This window comes from Paraburkholderia sp. J63 (assembly GCF_905220245.1).
Classification (GTDB): domain Bacteria; phylum Pseudomonadota; class Gammaproteobacteria; order Burkholderiales; family Burkholderiaceae; genus Paraburkholderia.
The window spans coordinates 368,543-385,891 of record NZ_CAJMZF010000003.1 but is presented as its reverse complement, the minus strand read 5'-3'; the positions used below and the strand labels follow the sequence as shown (position 1 = coordinate 385,891).

General features: G+C 61.7%; 15 protein-coding genes. 4 read left to right on the top strand and 11 right to left on the bottom strand.

Annotated elements, in window-relative coordinates; all coding sequences use genetic code 11:
- Positions 1-17: 17 nt before the first annotated feature.
- Positions 18-1,025, top strand: coding sequence for an NAD(P)-dependent alcohol dehydrogenase (locus U5775_RS05895; protein ID WP_322057175.1), 1,008 nt, complete (start codon positions 18-20; stop codon positions 1,023-1,025).
- Between the two features lie 38 nt (positions 1,026-1,063).
- On the opposite strand, the gene ftrA is transcribed toward U5775_RS05895, so the two are convergent.
- Positions 1,064-2,083: a transcriptional regulator FtrA gene (gene ftrA, locus U5775_RS05890; RefSeq protein ID WP_322057174.1), complete on the bottom strand. Its 1,020-nt coding sequence runs from the start codon at positions 2,081-2,083 to the stop codon at positions 1,064-1,066.
- 97 nt (positions 2,084-2,180) lie between these two features.
- Between ftrA and U5775_RS39415 the strand changes: the two genes are divergently transcribed.
- The 3 genes from U5775_RS39415 (at position 2,181) to U5775_RS05875 (ending at position 4,390) form a co-directional block, all read left to right on the top strand.
- On the top strand, positions 2,181-2,372 hold the full coding sequence (locus tag U5775_RS39415; RefSeq protein ID WP_415913516.1) for a hypothetical protein: 192 nt from the start codon (positions 2,181-2,183) through the stop codon (positions 2,370-2,372).
- A 133-nt stretch (positions 2,373-2,505) separates the two neighbouring features.
- Positions 2,506-2,811, top strand: a complete 306-nt coding sequence (locus U5775_RS05880; RefSeq protein ID WP_322057201.1) for an NIPSNAP family protein — start codon at positions 2,506-2,508, stop codon at positions 2,809-2,811.
- Positions 2,812-2,911: 100 nt separating this feature from the next.
- Complete coding sequence (locus U5775_RS05875; RefSeq protein ID WP_322057200.1) at positions 2,912-4,390, top strand: diguanylate cyclase domain-containing protein; 1,479 nt, start codon at positions 2,912-2,914, stop codon at positions 4,388-4,390.
- A gap of 272 nt (positions 4,391-4,662) precedes the next feature.
- Here U5775_RS05875 and U5775_RS05870 read toward each other — a convergent pair whose 3' ends face one another.
- From U5775_RS05870 to U5775_RS05825, 10 genes are all read right to left on the bottom strand, one after another.
- The gene (locus U5775_RS05870) at positions 4,663-4,941 is read right to left on the bottom strand and encodes an HU family DNA-binding protein (protein ID WP_027818693.1); all 279 of its coding nucleotides are present in this window, start codon (positions 4,939-4,941) and stop codon (positions 4,663-4,665) included.
- A gap of 174 nt (positions 4,942-5,115) precedes the next feature.
- Positions 5,116-6,462 carry a glutamine synthetase family protein gene (locus tag U5775_RS05865; protein ID WP_322057173.1) on the bottom strand — a complete coding sequence of 449 codons (1,347 nt, stop codon included), beginning with the start codon at positions 6,460-6,462 and terminating at the stop codon, positions 5,116-5,118.
- A 120-nt stretch (positions 6,463-6,582) separates the two neighbouring features.
- On the bottom strand, positions 6,583-7,140 hold the full coding sequence (locus tag U5775_RS05860; protein WP_322057172.1) for an XRE family transcriptional regulator: 558 nt from the start codon (positions 7,138-7,140) through the stop codon (positions 6,583-6,585).
- A gap of 16 nt (positions 7,141-7,156) precedes the next feature.
- Entirely contained in the window at positions 7,157-8,446 is a 1,290-nt protein-coding gene (locus U5775_RS05855) for an FAD-binding oxidoreductase (protein ID WP_322057171.1), read from the bottom strand.
- 149 nt (positions 8,447-8,595) lie between these two features.
- Positions 8,596-9,234: a T6SS immunity protein Tli4 family protein gene (locus U5775_RS05850; RefSeq protein WP_322057199.1), complete on the bottom strand. Its 639-nt coding sequence runs from the start codon at positions 9,232-9,234 to the stop codon at positions 8,596-8,598.
- Positions 9,179-9,583, bottom strand: coding sequence for a hypothetical protein (locus U5775_RS05845; RefSeq protein WP_322057170.1), 405 nt, complete (start codon positions 9,581-9,583; stop codon positions 9,179-9,181). The genes U5775_RS05850 and U5775_RS05845 overlap by 56 nt, the downstream gene beginning before the upstream one ends.
- The gene (locus tag U5775_RS05840; protein ID WP_322057169.1) at positions 9,580-10,545 is read right to left on the bottom strand and encodes a T6SS immunity protein Tli4 family protein; all 966 of its coding nucleotides are present in this window, start codon (positions 10,543-10,545) and stop codon (positions 9,580-9,582) included. Before U5775_RS05840 ends, U5775_RS05845 begins: the two co-directional genes overlap by 4 nt.
- An 81-nt stretch (positions 10,546-10,626) precedes the next feature.
- Positions 10,627-11,643: a T6SS immunity protein Tli4 family protein gene (locus U5775_RS05835; RefSeq protein ID WP_322057168.1), complete on the bottom strand. Its 1,017-nt coding sequence runs from the start codon at positions 11,641-11,643 to the stop codon at positions 10,627-10,629.
- Positions 11,643-14,165 (bottom strand): phospholipase D-like domain-containing protein, encoded by a 2,523-nt coding sequence (locus U5775_RS05830; RefSeq protein ID WP_322057167.1) that lies wholly within the window; start codon positions 14,163-14,165, stop codon positions 11,643-11,645. Before U5775_RS05830 ends, U5775_RS05835 begins: the two co-directional genes overlap by 1 nt.
- Positions 14,111-17,077 carry a type VI secretion system Vgr family protein gene (locus U5775_RS05825; RefSeq protein WP_322057166.1) on the bottom strand — a complete coding sequence of 989 codons (2,967 nt, stop codon included), beginning with the start codon at positions 17,075-17,077 and terminating at the stop codon, positions 14,111-14,113. The genes U5775_RS05830 and U5775_RS05825 overlap by 55 nt, the downstream gene beginning before the upstream one ends.
- Between the last annotated feature and the right edge of the window lie 272 nt (positions 17,078-17,349).

Genomic DNA, 17,349 nt, shown 5'->3' with positions numbered 1-17,349 from the left:
CGTCTCCAGGAGAACTCATGAAAGCCATCAAACTGATCGCGCCCGCCGGGCTCGACAACCTCAAGCTCGTGGACATCGCCGAACCGGGCGAGCCGCAGGCGGGAGAGATTCGCGTGCGGCTGCACGCCAGTTCGCTGAACTATCACGACCTCGGCGTCGTCCTCGGGCATATGGGCGCCCCCGACGGGCGCATTCCCATGTCCGATGGCGCGGGCGTCGTCGAAGCCGTGGGGCCGGGCGTGAGCGAATTCGCCGTGGGAGACCACGTGGTGTCGACGTTCTTCCCGCCCTGGCTCGACGGCGAGCCCACGATCCCCGACTTCTCGGCGACGCCCGGTGACGGCGTGGACGGCTACGCGCGCGAAGCCGTGGTCGCGCCCGCCACGGCGTTTACGCACAGCCCGCGCGGCTACAGCCACGCCGAAGCGGCCACGCTCACGACGGCGGGGCTGACCGCCTGGCGCGCGCTGGTGGTGGACGGCGCGCTCAAGGCCGGCGAAACGGTGCTGGTGCTGGGCACGGGCGGCGTGTCGATCTTCGCGCTGCAATTCGCCAAGGCGATGGGCGCGACCGTGATCGCCACGTCGTCATCCGATGACAAGCTCGAGCGCGCGCGGCAGCTCGGCGCGGACCACACGATCAACTATCGCCGCGAGCCGCAATGGGCGCAGAAAGTGCTCGAATTCACGAACGGACGCGGCGTCGATCACGTAGTCGAAGTGGGCGGCCCGGGAACGCTCGAACAGTCGATTCTGGCCACGCGCGTGGGCGGGCATATCGCGTTGATCGGCGTGCTGACCGGCCTCTCAGGTCAAGTGCCGACCGCCACGATGATGCGCCGCCAGCAGCGGCTGCAGGGTTTGATCGTCGGGAGCCGCCAGCACCAGATCGACCTCGTGCGCGCCATCGACGCGACCGGCGTCAAGCCCGTGATCGACCGCTCGTACCCGCTGGAGGGAATCGCCGATGCATTCCGTCTGCAGCAGACAGGTGGGCACTTCGGGAAAATTGTTCTGGAGTACTGATGCATCATGCAGGGCGCGGGGAGAGCGGGTCATCCGTGTCAGGTTCGGGAAACCCGCTGCCTCGCACCTGATCCACGCGAGCGCGCGCCCTGCGCGCTACGCGCAAATTGCTCGCGATACGCAGCAGGACTCGTCAGCGCGATGCGCCGGAAATGCCGCCGCAGCGATTCCTCCGAGCCGAAGCCGGCCAGTTCCGCCACGCGATCCATGGGCAGGTTCGGCCGCGATTCGAGCAGATCGCGCGCGAGGCTCACGCGCTCGCGCACGACCCACGCGTAGGGTCCTATTCCCGTTGCGTCGAGAAACTGCCGCTGCAGCGTACGCGCGCTCATCGCCGCGCGCGCCGCAAGCGAAGCCACGCTATGGTCGAGGCGCGGATTGGCGCGCACCCAGTCCATCAGCTTCGCGAGCGGGCTGGCTTCGTCGCTCGGCATCGGACGCGGCACGAATTGCGCCTGGCCGCCCTCGCGATGCGGCGGGACGACGAGCCGCTGTGCAACGCGATTGGCTATTGCTCCGCCATGATCGCGGCGCACGAGATGCAGCAGCATGTCGATGCCGGCCGCCGAGCCCGCCGAGGTCAACACCTGGCCTTCGTCGATATAGAGCGCGTCGGGCTCGACTTGCAGTTGCGGATAACGCTGCTGAAGCCGTTCGGCGTAGCGCCAATGCGTGGTCACGCGTTTGCCGTCGAGCACGCCCGCTGCCGCGAGCACGAACACCCCCGAGCAGATCGAGCATAGCCGGGCCCCACGCGCTCGCGCCGCACGCAGCTTTTTGAGCAGCGCCTCGGGCGGGCGCTCCTCGGGGTCGCGCCAACCTGGGATCACGATCGTCTGCGCACGACCGAGCATCGCGAGCGTATAAGGTGCGGATACGGTGATGCCGCCCGCCGCACGCAACGGTCCGGGCTCGGCGGCACACACGGCAAGGCGATACCACGCGACATCGAGTTCGGGCCGCTCGAGCGCGAAGAATTCCGTCACGCAACCAAATTCGAACGTGCAAAGACGATCGTAGGCTAGCGTGACGACGAGATGAGGTGAGGAATCGGCCATGGCGCGATGTTACTGGAAATTGTCGATCGCGCCACTGTCGTCACCATGGGGCAGAGCGGGAAAATCAGGCCATCGACACATCAACAAGGAGCTCAACATGTCGCCTGTTTCCGCAATCCCCGCCGCATCGAGCGCCGAGGCGCTGGCCCATTTCAGCGCTTCGCTCGAGTTCGAAACCGATTGCGCCGACGTGCTGGCCAAGTCCGTACGCGCAGCATTCGACTGGAAATCCGCTATGAACCAGTTTGCTATCCTGTTCGGTGAACGATTCACTCAGGCGCGCGGGTAACGATTTGTTCAACCGCCTCGCCCACAAAAATGCGGACAGGTTCCATGGCGTGCACCGCGAGAGGCGCAACGCCTTCACGCCACCGCTCCATTACACTCGCACCCCATTCACTCTTCGACTCATCACTCAAACCATGATTACCTGCACCCTGCGCTACGTCATCGATCCCTACCGCGTGGCCGAGTTCGAAGCCTATGCAAAGATGTGGATCCCGCTCGTCGAGAAATTCGGCGGCCAGCATCACGACTACTTCCTGCCTTCCGAAGGCGCCAATAACATCGCGCTCGCGCTGTTCTCGTTTCCGGGTCTCGCCGCATATGAAGCGTACCGGACGCAATCGCAAAGCGACCCCGCCTGCCAGGCTGCCTTTCAATACGCAAACGATACACGTTGCATAGTCAGCTACGAACGCAGTTTCATGCGCCCTGTATTCGGGTAGGATGCGGGTTATGCGCTGCGCCGTCCGCGCCGCGCCACTCCACTTCCGCGCTCCCGACATGCAACAAGGCACTCCGGCAACCGCCGCCAGCTTCGCCAGAATGGGCGTCGACCTGCTCGACTTCTTCGACGTCACGCCCACCTCGCTCTGGCTCGAAGACTATAGCCAGCTACGCGCCTTGTTCGGCCGGTGGCGCGAGGCCGGCGTCACGAACCTGCGCGCCTGGCTAGAGGAAGATCCGCGCCGCGTATCCGAGTGCTCCGCATGCATCCGCGTGCTGAAGGTGAACCAGCACACGCTCTCGCTCTACGGCGCACACAGCCATGAGGAGCTAACCGCGCGTCTCGCCGACGTGCTGCGCGACGACATGTTCCAGGCGCACGTGGGCGAGCTCGAGCAGATGTGGGAAGGCCGCACGACGTTCCAGAGCAAGAGCGTGAACTACACGCTCGGCGGCCGGCGCATGGACATCCTGCTGCGCGGCGTGATCCTGCCCGGGCACGAAGACGACTGGAGCCGCGTGCTCGTCTCGATCGAAGACGTCTCCGCGCTCGAGGAAGCGCGCCATCGCGCCGCCATGAGCGAGCAGTACGCACACGGCATCTTCGAGCACGCGCCGGTCTCGCTGTGGGTCGAAAACTTCTCGGCCATCCGCCAGTTGCTCGATGAAGTGCGCATGCAAGGCATCATCGATTTCAGGACGTTTACGGACGTGCACCCCGAATTCATCGAGCGCTGCATGAGCGAAATTCAGGTCATCGACGTCAATCACTACACGCTTGGCATGTTCCGCGCGCCCGACAAGGCCACGCTGCTCTCGCGCCTGCCCGAAGTGTTCCGCGACGAAATGCGTCCGCACTTTCGCGAGCAGCTTCTCGACTTATGGGAAGGCCGCCTCTTCCAGCAGCGCGAAGTCGTCAATTACGCGCTCGACGGCAGCGAGCTTAACGTGCATCTGCAATTCTCGGTGTTTCCGGGCCACGAAGAAGCCTGGGACCTCGTGCTGCTCGCGCTCACCGACATCACGGCGCGCAAGAAGGCCGAAGCCTACCTCGAATTCCTCGGTAAGCACGACGTGCTCACGAAGCTGAAGAACCGCTCGTTCTACGTGGACGAACTGAACCGCCTGCAGCGCAAGGGGCCGTTCCCGGTGAGCGCGATCGTCGTCGACATGGACAACCTGAAGGCCGTGAACGACCAGTTAGGTCATGCCGCCGGCGACGCCTTGCTACGTCGCGCAGGCGAAGTGCTGGCCAAAGCCATTCAGAAGCCTTACCACGCGGCGCGCATCGGCGGCGACGAATTCGTGGTGCTAATGCCGGGCGCCGAACTACGCGACGCGGAAATCGTGGCGGACAGCATCGCGAAACTCGTCGAATTGAACAACCAGTTCTACGGCGGACCGCGTCTGAGTTTCTCGCTGGGCTGGGAAAGCTGCGAAGAGGGCGAAAGCGTGGAGGGGATGTTGCGTGCCGCCGACGCGGCCATGTATGAGGCCAAGCGGCGCCGTAACGAGCAGCATCGCACTGGCGTGGATGGCGGGAGCCTGCACAGCACGGCGGCCAAAGACGGCGTGTGAACTCAAGGTGCGCGCGAGGCCATCGCTCACGGGCGCGCGCAGTTGCGCATTGAAGCAATCAAACGGACACCTTGGCAAATCGGCGCCGCAAAAAGAACTGCCGGGAGCGAGGCGCCATGCGCCCTGCTCCCGGCTTATGATGCACCCTGCCACTGCGAGCGCACGGCAATCAACCGCACAAGCGCACGCGAAACCGGCAAGGTAGCGGGAACGGCGATGCGCCGCTCCCGCTACCTTGCCTGCACCCGTGCGCTACGCAGCGGCAGCACGCATCACGACGCGTTGACGGCGTCCTTGAAAGCCTTGCCGGCCGTGAACTTCACCGTCTTCGCCGCAGCGATCTGGATTTCCGCGCCCGTAGCCGGGTTGCGGCCCACGCGGGCAGCACGCTGGCCGGTCGAGAACGAACCGAAGCCGACGAGCTGCACGGAATCGCCCGACGTGACCGCCTTGGTGACCACTTCGAGGATCGCGTCGATTGCGGCTCCCGTGGCTGCCTTGGTCTCGCCCGTGCTTGCGGCGACTGCGTCAATGAGTTCCTGTTTGTTCATCTGCTACCTGTGTTGAGTTGAGAAAACCTGCATACCCTACCTCACGCGAGCCAAACAGGCAAATCGCGTTGCATATGGAAACGCAAAGCACACGGGGCTTACAGGCCGAAACCGTCCCGGGAATGATTCGTGCGAGCGATTTTCCCGTCCATTTAGTGACCATTTTGCGTCATTTTACAAAAACCAGCGATATTCTCGTGCGCCGATCACATTCATAAAATCGAGGTGATCCTGCCGTTTATTTTCGCAATAAACCATCGTGAAATCGTCGCCGAGCCCCTCGCGCACCCCGGCATGCCCGCGCATGGCGGCCACCGCCGAGAGCATGTCGGCCGGAAAATCGATGCCGCTCGCGCGGTCGTCGTTGAGCGGCGCGATCGGCTCGCGGCCCGCTTCGAGGCCATGCTCGATGCCGGCGAGGATGGCCGCAAGCACGAGATACGGATTGGCGTCCGCACCCGCGAGCCGGTGCTCGATGCGCAGATTCGCCTCGTCGGACTCGGGAATGCGGATGCAGGCGTCGCGGTCCTCGAATCCCCAGCTCGCCCGGCTCGCCGCATTGACCATCGCGCCGTAGCGCCGGAATGCGTTGTGATTGGGCGCGAAAATCGGCATGCAATGCGGGAGCAACGCGAGACAGCCCGCCACCGCGTGACGCAATGCGCGACGCTCGCGCGCCGCGAGCACGTTGCGGCCCGCCTCGTCGTAGAGACTCACGTGCACGTGCATGCCGCTGCCAGGCGCGTCGAGCAGCGGCTTCGACATGAAGCTCGCACGATAGCCGTGCCGCAAGGCCACGCCGCGCGTGCTCCGGCAAAAGAGCGCGGACCAGTCCGCCGCGCGCAGCGCGTCGTCGCAATGGCCGAAGTTGATTTCGAACTGCCCCGGCCCGAGCTCGGCGGTGATGACCGTCGCGTCCACCCCCTGCTCGCGCGCGGTCCCGACCATCTCGTGCAGCACCGGCGCGAAGCGCGAAAGACGCTCGATATGCATGTTCGGCTGATCGTCTTCGTCATCGCATAGCGGATCGCGCGCATGCCGCGGCAGACCATCGCTGAGCTTCGCATCGAACAGATAGAACTCCAGTTCGAACGCAATCACGGGCTTGAGGCCGCGACGCGCGAAGCGATCGAGCACGCGCGCGAGCACCTGGCGCGGTTCGAACGCGACGGGCGTCGCGGTGCCGTCCGAGGTGATGAGCATCTGCGCGAGCGGCTGCCGCTCCCAGCGCACCGGCTTGAGCGTGCCGGGCACGAGACGGCGCGGCACGTCGGGGTCGCCGTCGTGAAAGCAATATTCGCCGATCGGATACACCCCGCCTTGCGCACCGAGCAGGATGCAGTTCTGCGGCAGCTTGAGCAGCGCGCCGGCCGCCACTTTCTCCAGCATGACGATGGGATAGCGCTTGCCGTAGAAATGCCCAGGAATGTCGAGGCAAATCAGGTCGACGTATTGCACTTCGGGATGAGCCGCACGAAAGGCGCGTACTTCGCTCAGGAGGTCGGTTGCGATGGCCGTCACGTCGGGGTTCCTTTTACGGAAGATAATGGACCTGCTAGTTAATCTGGACTCCAGATCATCACGAAAGCGCGCACCCGGCAAGGCGCACGCCTTTGTATCAGGCGAGCATCGAGCCCGGCGTCAGGTGAAGACCCAAAGCACTCGCGCCGCTTCGTCCGAGCGATTCGCGTAACTGAAGCGGCAGCGTGCCGGCAGTTGAAAACTGTCGCCCGCTTTGAGCGTGACCTCTTCGTCCTCGCCATCGAGCCAGATCGTGAGCTCGCCCTCGAGCACGAAGCCACCCTGCTCGTCGCTGTCGTCCACGGGGCGTTCACCACTCGTCGCGCCCGGCTCCAGCAGACTCTCGAGCATCGAAAAACCCGACGACATGCTCGGCGAGACCAGCACGTCGGTGATGCCGCCGCCGTAGTAGAGCGTGCGCCGCTCGCCGGGACGCGTGACCCATGGCAGCGCACGCGGCTTGCTCACGCTGTAGAAGTACGTGGTGGGCGTCTGCAGCGCCTCGCCGATAGCGGTGAGATCGGCGACCGTGGGCCGCGACAGGCCGCGCTCGACCTGCGAGAGAAAGCCCACCGAGCGGCCGATCCGCTGCGCGAGCTCGGTCAGCGTCACCTTCTTGTGCTTGCGCAGATCGCGAATGAGGATCGCGAGGCCTTCTATCTCTTCGTCTTTGTCCATGCCGGCTCCCTCTTGCCTAGACCACGTCGCGCATGCGATACCAGAGCTTGCCGAGCGCTTCGAGCGGCGCGGCCAGCGCGTCGCCGCCCGGGAAACGGGGATTATGGATGGCCTCGTAGAGCGAGAGCAAGCGTGTGTCGCCGAGGATCGCATCGGACACCGCGCGCGCCGCGGCCAGCGTCGGCAGCACGCCGTGCCCCGAGAAACCCTGGAGCCAGTAGCGCCCGCGCGCGTGCCCCACATCCGGCGTGCGCCGGATGCTGATGTCGATATGGCCGCCCCACGCATAGTCGAGCTCGACGCCGTGCAGTTGCGGGAAAACGCGTTCGAGGCTCGGCCGGATCGCCGCGCGAATGTCTTTGGGAATGCCGCCGAGATACGTGCACGCGCCGCCGAACAGCAGCCGATGATCGGGGCTCAGCCGGAAATAGTCGGGGACGAACTGGTTGTCGATCACGCAGCTGTTGCGCGGCAAAAGCGTATGCGCGAGTTGAGGATCGAGCGGCACAGTCGCCACCTGATAGGTGCCGACAGGCAGGACGCGGCGCGCAAGCTCGCGGTCGAGCCGGTCGATATACGCGTTGCAGGCGAGCACGAGCGTACTCGCGCGGATCAGGCCATCAGGCGTAGTCGCGACGAAGCCCGCCGGCGTTTCGCGCCATTGCAGCACGCGGGTCTGCTCGAAGATGCGGCCGCCCGCGCGCTCGATGGCCGCGGCAATGCCGAGCGCCAGCTTGAGCGGATTGAGATGGCCAGCCTCGGGATCGTAGAGCGCCGCGAGATAGCGGCGGCTGCCGACCCATTCGGGCATGTCCCGCTCGTGGATGACGCGCAGCGCGTCGTAGCCCCATTTGCGCGCGGCTTCCTCGCGAGCCTCCTCCAGCAACGCAATGCGGTTGCGCTTCACGGCGGTCCACAGGCTGCCCGAGCGGTAGTCGGCATCGAAACCGTGGCGCGCAGGCAGTTCGCGTACCTCGCGCGCCGCCCAGCGCATGCTCTCCCATAACTCGCGCGCGCCTTCGAGCCCCAACGACTGCTCGAGCGGCCCCATATCGCACGACCAGCCGAGCAGCGCCTGCCCTCCATTGCGCCCGGACGCGGCCCACGCCACGCGGCTCGCCTCCACGACCACCACGCGACGGCCCGCGAGCGCGAGACGCAATGCCGTGTGCAGCCCGCTGAAACCAGCGCCGACGATCAGGACATCAGCGTCGCACTCGCCCCCCAAAGCTGGGCGCGCAGGCACCTCGCCGGGCAGGGTGCGGGCATAAAAGCTCTCCACGTGCTGGGTGGATTCGACGAACATGGTGGTATCCGTGAAATTTTATCTGGCCAATTTCATGAAAAATTAGCACGGCAATTTCATGGATGCAAATGCTTTGTTTCCCTGGTTGGAGGTCGGATGGCGCGTTTGCGGGATCGTTTTCAGCGGGTCGCTCGCGGCTGGCGCTGTGTTCATCGACGCTTGATTGAAGCAGCCACTTCCTCGCCGATTTTCTCGATTTCGTCTGCCGTGACTGGTGTTTTGCCTTGTGCGGCGGCGGCGTTGCGCTCGACGTAGAGCAGCAAATCGGGCGTATCCGTGGTCGCATCAAGATTGCCTTGCACCGTCACGAGATAACCGTAGTCCGTCGAGTCATCTTTACGTGTAATGGTGCCAAACGAGCCCACGCCTTCCCGTCCGTCGAGCTTGACCGAGCGCCACGGGAACACACCGTGCAATTTGACCGCCTTGCCCACGCCAAAATCGCTGGTCCAGACGAATTCGTTCATTTGACGTGACGTCAGGCGTGGCTGGTTCTTCAGCACTTTCAAGTCGCGGAAGAAGATCAGCACGTCAGGATGCGCTTTCAACCGGAACGTCACGCCAATGGAGCGCACATCGTCGGGTTGATTGGTCGACACGAACAGACCGGGCAAACACACACCCGGCTCCGGGGGGATCTCGCCATCGGCGCGCGTCCTGACGTTCTCCAGAGCATAGACAGTATTCTGCTCCGAAGCAGGCGTTGCAACGAATGCAATTGCCGTTCCATTTTTATAGGTATAGAAACCCCGAGTCCTTTGCGCCCTTCCACGCAAAGCTCTGTGCATCATTCACTGCCAGTGCGGTGTACCGCTGATCCGCGTAGGGTTTTGTTGCGCTCGCTGCAAGTTCGTCTTTGGCGCGCTTTACCAACGCATCAAAATCACTCGGCGAAACGGCTTTGCTGATGTCGAATGCGCCGTTATGCACGAAGGAGGAAAGCGGTGCGCTCAAACCGTCCGCGAATCGAATCGGCGCAACCTGCCCATCGATGAATGCCTTTGCCGTGGTCATTGCTATCTCGGCTTCCGATGGCAAGGTCAAGCGATAGCGGCCTACGCATTCCTCTTGTTGTGCCGCCATTGCTTGCGCAACCGGCAGCATGGCAAACAGCAATGCAACGATCCGGTCTTTCATCGCCGCTTGACCGAAGCAGCCACTTCTTCGCCGATCTTCTCGATCTCATCCGCAGTGACTGGTGTCTTGCCTTGTGCGGCGGCATCGTTGCGCTCGACATAGAGCAGCAGATCGGGCGTATCCGTACTTGCGTCGGGGTCCCCTTGCACCGTCACGAGATAACCATAATCCGTCGAATCGTCCATGCGCGTGATCGTGCCTAACGAACCCACGCCCTCCCGACCGTCGAGCTTGACCGAGCGCCACGGGAATACGCCGTGCAATTTGACCGCCTTGCCTACACCAAATGCGCCGGTCCAAATGAATTCGTTCTCTTGACGCGATGTCAAGCGCGGCTGATTCTTCAGCACCTTCAGGTCGCGGAAGAAGATCAGCACGTCAGGATGCGCTTTTAACCGGAAGGTCACGCCAACGGAGCGCACATCGTCGGGTTGATCGCTTGGCACAAAAAGGCCGGGCAAACATACTCCCGGCGCTGCGGGAACCTCGCCTTCGGCGCGCGTCCTGACGTTCTCCAGAATATCGACGGTACGCTGATCCGAGACCGACCTGGTCATGAATGAAACTGCTGTTCCATTTTTGTAGGTATAGAAACCCGACGCCTTTGTGCTTTTCCACGCAAGGCTTTGAGCATCATTCACTGCGAGGATCGTGAATCGTTGATCCTCGTAGGGCTTCGCGGCACTCGCCGCGGCCTGGTCTTTGGCGCGCTTCAGCTTCGCATCAAAGTCGCTCTGCGAAAGGTCTTTACTGATTTTGAACGAGCCGTCATACACAAAGGAGGAATGCTGCGCGATCAAATCGTCCGCGAATCGAATCGGTGGAGTCTGTCCATCAGTGAATGCCTTTTTCGTGGTCAGTGCCACCTCGGCCTCCGAAGGCAAAGTCAAGCGATAGCGGCCTACGCATTCCTCCTGTTGCGCCGCCAGCGTCTGCGCAACCGGCAGCATGATCAGAAGCAAGGTGGCGCATCGATGTCCCACTCCCAACCTCGTTGCAGTAATGTTCTTCAACACAGTCCGCCGAGACCAATGGTGTGGGATTCATCGCCGCTTGACCGAAGCGGCCACTTCTTCGCCGATCCGCTCGATCTCGTCCGCAGTGACTGGTGTTTGGCCATTGGCGGCAGCGCCGTTGCGCTCGACATAGAGCAGCAAATCGGGCGTATCCGTGGTCGCGTCGGGATCGCCTTGTACCGTCACGAGATAACCATAATCCGTTGAATCATCTTTACGCGTAATGGTGCCGAACGATCCCACTCCTTCCCGTCCGTCGAGCTTGACCGAGCGCCACGGGAATGTGCCGTGCAATTTCACTGCCTTGCCCACCCCAAACTCGCTAGTCCAGACGAATTCGTTCTTTTGACGTGATGTTAGCTTGGGCTGATTCTTCAACGCTTTTGAATCGAGGAAAAAAATCAGTACATCAGGGTGCATCTTCAGGCGATATGTGGTGCCGACAATGCGGGTCTTGTCGTCCTGACTACTCTTGACGAACAAGCCAGGCAGGCAAACGCCAGGGTCCTCCGGCACGACGCCGATGCCACGAGCTTGAAGATGCATGAGAACATCGAGTGCATCTGCGCTCGCCTCGCGCTTGTCGTCGGACTTCGTGACAAACGAAACGGCCTTGCCGCCTTTGAATGTGTAAAATGCGGCGCCACCCCGCCCTGCCCACGCATACGACCCGGCATCCTGCACCGGCAGCGCGGCAAGCCTCTGTTCCTCATATGGCTTGTTCTGACTCGCGGAGACGCGATCTTTCATCGTGTCGACAAGCGAGTTATAGCCGTCGCGTGTCATGGCATCCGTAATGTAAAACGTGCCGTTGTAAATAAACGAAGACAATGGTGCTAATACGCCGTCGGAAAAGCGTATATTCGCTGCCTGCGGTTCATGAAACGCCGTTACCGTCGTAAGGGCGATGTCCGATTCGCCGGGCAATGTCAATCGATAGCGCCCCACACACTCCTGCTGCGGTGCTGCAATAACCTGCGATGAAATTAGCGCAATAGCAAGCGTCGATACGACGAGCGCACATGCTTCACTTCTTCTGTTCATTAAGCTTGCTCCCCACCAGGCTTATTCTTGGTCTGTGCAGCCTGTGACAATTCGGTTTGACCGCTCGACGAAAAGTCGACCGGATTAGTTGGGGTCGCGTTGTTCTCCGCCACAAGCGAAACCGCGTAACCCAAGTTATTATTTTCGTTTCTTGTCCAATTGATCGGCAACGCCACAACGAATCCCTTCACTCCGGTCAATTGGCCTGCGGCCTTCGTGTGTTGTGGCTTCGACCAGAACTCGACATCGAACGGCATCTTCCCGTGCGTCGATTTGGCCGCTGCATCCCACGTTGGCCAGATCGACGCATAAGTGGGCTGCGCTCCACCTACATCATCAACCGCGCTGTTGCGCGGAATAAAATCGAACGCCGCTTCGTAAAGCAAGCGGTTCGCCTCTGCCACCTCCTGAATCTTCTTCCAGTTGGCCGGATTGGCGGGCTGATCGATCGCGCTTTGCAACGCATCCGCGGGCCGCACCTCGCCCGCGATGCCAAACAGCTTGCGCCAGACGCCTTGACGCAATTGCCGCGCAAAGTTGCGCGTGATTCGGACGTCTCCGCTGCCGCTGATATCGTGCCGCTCCGTGGCCGAATCGGAAACGAGCACGGCAATTTCCGAGTCGCGCGATCCCAACATGCTGCGGTCGTTGATGTTCGCACTACCCAACAGAGCGAACAGGTCGTCGACGATCATCATCTTCGTGTGCACGTAGATCTGCTCGGTCACATAGCGCTCACCCAACTGCGCCCAATTACGCAGATTGAGCAATGTGACGTAATCGCTACAGCGCGCGATATCGACGTCCTCGTAACGGCGATCGCTCGCATCTGTCGTCACGTTCTTCCAGTCCGCCACCTTCTTGTCGCGCAGTTCCTTCGCCTTGATATAGCGCCGTACGCGATTCAACAAACTGAACGAACCAAACACCAGCGACTGCATGGTCCAATGGACTTGCGTCATGATGCTGCCGTCGTTGAGCTGGCCTTCGGGATGCACCGGCAACGTGATGATGACGTGAAAGTCCTCCTTTGCGCCCGACATGATCGCGCGCCCGATGCGCTTGCCCAGCAATTCGCAGATGAAGTTCTTCGGTGCTTCCCGTGGTTTGTCTGCGACCAATTGCGTTGCACGCTCTTGCAGACCACTGGCCCTGACCTGTTCAGCGGGGCCCGACAAAACCGAAGGCGACCTCACATCGGCCGCGATCGCATCCGGATTCGTATGCTCCGTTCCAAACGCCGAAACAAAGAACTGATTCTCGATGTAAATAAACGACGTCGCGCCTTCAATCAGATTCTTCATAGCGAGCGCAATCTCGCACTGCTTCGCACTGGGCTGCGCAACGCCCTGCTGCGCATCGGGCTTCAACGCCGCATACTCCGCCTTGCGCATATTGAATGGTGCGCTACGCAGCACCTGCACGGTACAGCCGCCCTTTTTCGACTCGGGCTCCGCAGGCAGATCGAGCGGCGTCGATTCGCCACCTTCACTATTCCAGCGCATGACGAAATTGCGCGCGACGTCGGCGGCAGAAGGCCCATCGATGCGCAGATGCACGTCCTGCCACGGCATTCTCGGCTGCGTGGCCGCGTCGAGCGTGCTGTCGTTGGCGGCGAGGCCCGTCGGTCGCGACATCGCCGACCAGTATGGCGTTTCGTTTCCATAGGCTGTCTGCACTGCGCCGTGCTCGATCTTGTTCATCACCTCGCTATGGTTCGAAGCCCAGTGGCCGCCGAAAGTCGGGTGATTATCGTAGGCACCCGTCAGCAGATCGGGATCGACGAGCTGGTCCTGGGGCACGTGCCCCAGATGCGGGATGCAGCCGTTATAGCGATTCAGGCCCTGGCGGCCTTGCGCATTCGCATGCAGATCGTAGGTCTCGTCGTCGAAGCGTCCGTAGCACAGATCCATGCCGCCAATGAATGCGGTCTGCTCGTCGATGACCACGAGTTTCTGGTGATGGCTGAAGAAGCTGGGATCGTCGTCGGCGAGCGAGGCGGCCAGCGTGACGGTCACGCACTTGCGCCCGACCAGACCGTTGATCGCTTCGAGCACCGGCACTGTTTGCCGGTCGTAGGTCTGCACGGGCGGCGAATGCTTCCACGGCATCACGGAGATCTTCAGTTGACTGTTCGCACGCGCTGCCTTCAACAATACGTCGAAAAGGCGCACGCCCGCGCCCATTTGCGCGTCCCAGTTGACCTGCCAGCCCGCGATATAGATCGAGTGCTTCGCGCCCTCCAGCGCCGCAGCCAGATCAGCAAAATAGGCTTTGCCGGTCGTAAACGGCTTGACGGTATTGCCCGTGCGCGGCCACGCGAAGGACTGATCGGACAGCACCCAGCGATTGTCGGTCGCGTTGGCCTGAAGAGCCTTGCCGGCTTCATTGACAATCTGGCGTAGGGTCTTGATCGAGTGCACGTCGTAAAGCGCCCCCGTGTCTCCGCCCTGCGATACGGCCTCCATCAGCCCTCTCCTTTCAACTTGTTCAGCAGCGTGGCGTCGCCGTCCGTTTGCCATTCCTGGCGCGCCAGCTGCGCGAAGCCCTGATCGACATCGCCTTGCTGCGCGACGAACATGCGCTGGCTATAACCCATTGCGTCGAGCGCTTCGTAGAAGCGGTCGCTGTCCGTCCAGTCCGTCGCCTGGCGGCTCAGGGCCAACGAATGAACCTGTCCGGCATAGACGACCCAGATCTGGCCGGGCGCCGCGTTCCAGGCTTCGTGGAGCGTTTTCTGCTCGGCCTCCGACAAGGCGAGCTTGCCGCTCGTATCGCTCTTGCCGCTCAGCACGAAATCGGACGACATGAGCGCATCATCGGCATTGCGCGCCGAAACGATACGCCACGGCGTATTGATGTACGGATGTCCGTTCGGCCCGGGCATATCGGACAGCACCATATTGAAGGCCACAGGCCCCTGCGTTTCCGCCTGCGCGAAAGCTGGCAGAGGATAGTTCTTCCGCACAGGGCCATTGAAGCTATGCTGCGCGCCTTTCACATCGATCTTGCCTGGCGCGTGAATTTCGATGTTGCCATTCTTGATGCGGATATACGCGCCGCCAGACGTCAGCAAGATTTCCTTTTTCGCGGCGACGTCGATATTCTCGGTCGCCGAAATCAGGCGCGTAGTTTTCTGCGACGTTATCTCGACGTTGTCTGCCTGGGCTTGCACTTCGACTTTCCCTTTGCCCGCGAATAGCTTGATTCCCGAGCGCTGCACAAAGAGGCTGATCTTCTCCACCGCGCCGGCGATCAGCGATTTTCCACTGGCCACGTGCACGCTTTGCCCGCCGATCACGGTGACTTGCTGCGCGGCCGCGATATGCGCCGATTGCTGTGTCGAGAGTGCGATGCCCGAGGGGCTCGCCATCAGCATCACGGGATCGGCGAATACATTTGCGCTGCCGGTGCCTCCGCCTGCGGTATTACCGCCGCTCGCGGTGGCACCCTGTGCGGTCGATTGCGTTGCGCTGGCGAACGTCTTGAGCGCATCGCTGCCATCTTTCAACGATTCGGCCTGGTGTGTTTCGCTCGCCTGCGAGAGCGCGTCCAGTGCGTTCTGTGCACCGGTGAGCTGCGTATGCGCTTCGCTCACGTCGAGTTGCTGGCTCGCTGCGCTCTTTGCATGCGTGCTCACGTACAGGCCCTGGCTCGCATTGATCGCACCAAACGCATCCGATTTCAGATCGAAGCCGCTGCCCAGATACGCGCCGCGCGAATTCGCGTTCTGCGCGATCAGATAGCCCAGATGCAATTGCGAATTCGCGCTCGTGCTGTAAAGCTGCATGCGGTTCTGGCCCGTGGCGTCGTCCATCACCATCTGGTTATAGCCACTGCCACCGTATTCCTTCGATTGGTAGCCCGAAAGAATGCCGTTCGAATGCCAGTTCGGGTTCGTCGAGCCGTTATAGACGCGCGCCGTGACCACCGGTCGGTCACAGTCGCCGCCGAGCCAGTTCACGATCACCTCTTCGCCCACGCGCGGCACGTGTACGCCGCCGTAGCCACCGCCCGTATCGGACATTGCCACACGCAGCCAGCACGATGCCTTTTCGTCGCCGGCATTCAGGCGGTCCCAGTGGAATCGCACCTTGATGCGGTTCAGCGAGTCGGTATAAACCTCTTCGTTCGCCGGGCCGACTACGATCGCCGTCTGCATGCGCAACTTCGGCTTGTGGTGCTCGAACGGGCTGCGATACGGCACATGCCTGCGCTGCGCTTCGATCTGCACCAGCAGGAAGCCAACGCTTCCATCCATGCTCTTTATCGTCAGCGCGTCGCGTTCGCCCTGATGCGCTGCCTTGATCGCGGCAAGCTCGCCTTGGAGGCTGTGCGGAAACGACTGCGTCTGCGCAGAGGAAACCGGCAGATTGTTTTCGATGAACCACCGCGCCTCGATGATCGCGAACTGGCGGTCCTGCTGGCTATCCCTGTCGTGCTGCGGATGGCCCTCGATTTCGAACCAGTGTCCGGCATCGAAACCGCGCACGGCGCCTGCGCCCTCGAATCGCTTGGCACGCGACTCCCATTCCTCCATGCGGATTTCGGAGAGCGCGTCGCCGCGCGACTGGTCGCCGAAGGTGTAGGCGCCCGTGTACTCGTAGACTTCCAACTGCTGCGGCAGGTCGCCGTGACTGGAAAACGACGGCGTTGTCGTCCCCTTCGGGTTCGCCGCCGTGGAAGGCGATTGGTAGTCGAAGGTGCGTGTGGTCAGCGTCACGCTCTGCAGCGTGCGCGTGCCGCTCCATTGCACCAGCGCATCGGTTTCGCTATTCACGCCCGACCGGTAAAAATTTACCGCCCCGGATTTTAAAGGGGGTAACGAATCGATATTATCGGTAATTACGACCGTATGCGACTTGCCGTCATTGGCGTGTTCGAAATAACTGAAGAGGCCTTCGGATTCCATAATCCGCTGGCAGAAATTCCAGTCGTCCTCGTATTGCACGCAAAACGAACGCGATGGCAAGTCATTTTGAATCTCGAAACGAAAGGCGCCCTGTGCCTGGGGATGCGCATTGAATATGTCGGTGAGTATGGCGTCGGCGCTTTTATCCTGCCAGATGCGGGCGTCCTTGCGGAACTTCAGGAAGTGCAGCCAGGCGGCAAATTCGATCTGATAGCTCGTCAAACCGCCGTCCGCGCCCAGTCTGCGGACGGTGTGGACATAGCCGTGGCGCGGCAGATACGACTGGTCAGACTGCTGTAGCCAGAGCGTGACGGGCTGGGCGATGAGTGTCTTGAGTTCGACGTTTTCATTCGTGGACACCACGTCGAGCGTAAAGCCGTAATCGCGTCCGATACGTGCACGGCCCATTGCGCGTTGCGGCAGAAGCGCATTATCGCCGAGCGGAGTATCGAGTTTGAGCAGGCGGCCTTCCTGCAACAACCCGGCGGCTCCTATCAGACCGGTTATATTCCCCACCCCCATATCCGCCCCAGTTATTCGTTAATTCTCGAATCCGCAATCTTACTGGCACGGAGATATAAGGTCACGCTTTGTATGATTAAATCAATCCCTTATCTGTCCCCTGAATCCGTACGACTGCACCGAATAACCAATACGCATCGGTGCTGGCTGTCTTCCGCGGCCGCCGAATATGTCCGGATCAGCCAATGAAACGAGAGCGCCATTGATCAATGCGCTCGCGAAGCAGGGGCGACGTGGGTGGCCGCCCCTACCGGAAAGATAACGACTTGAGT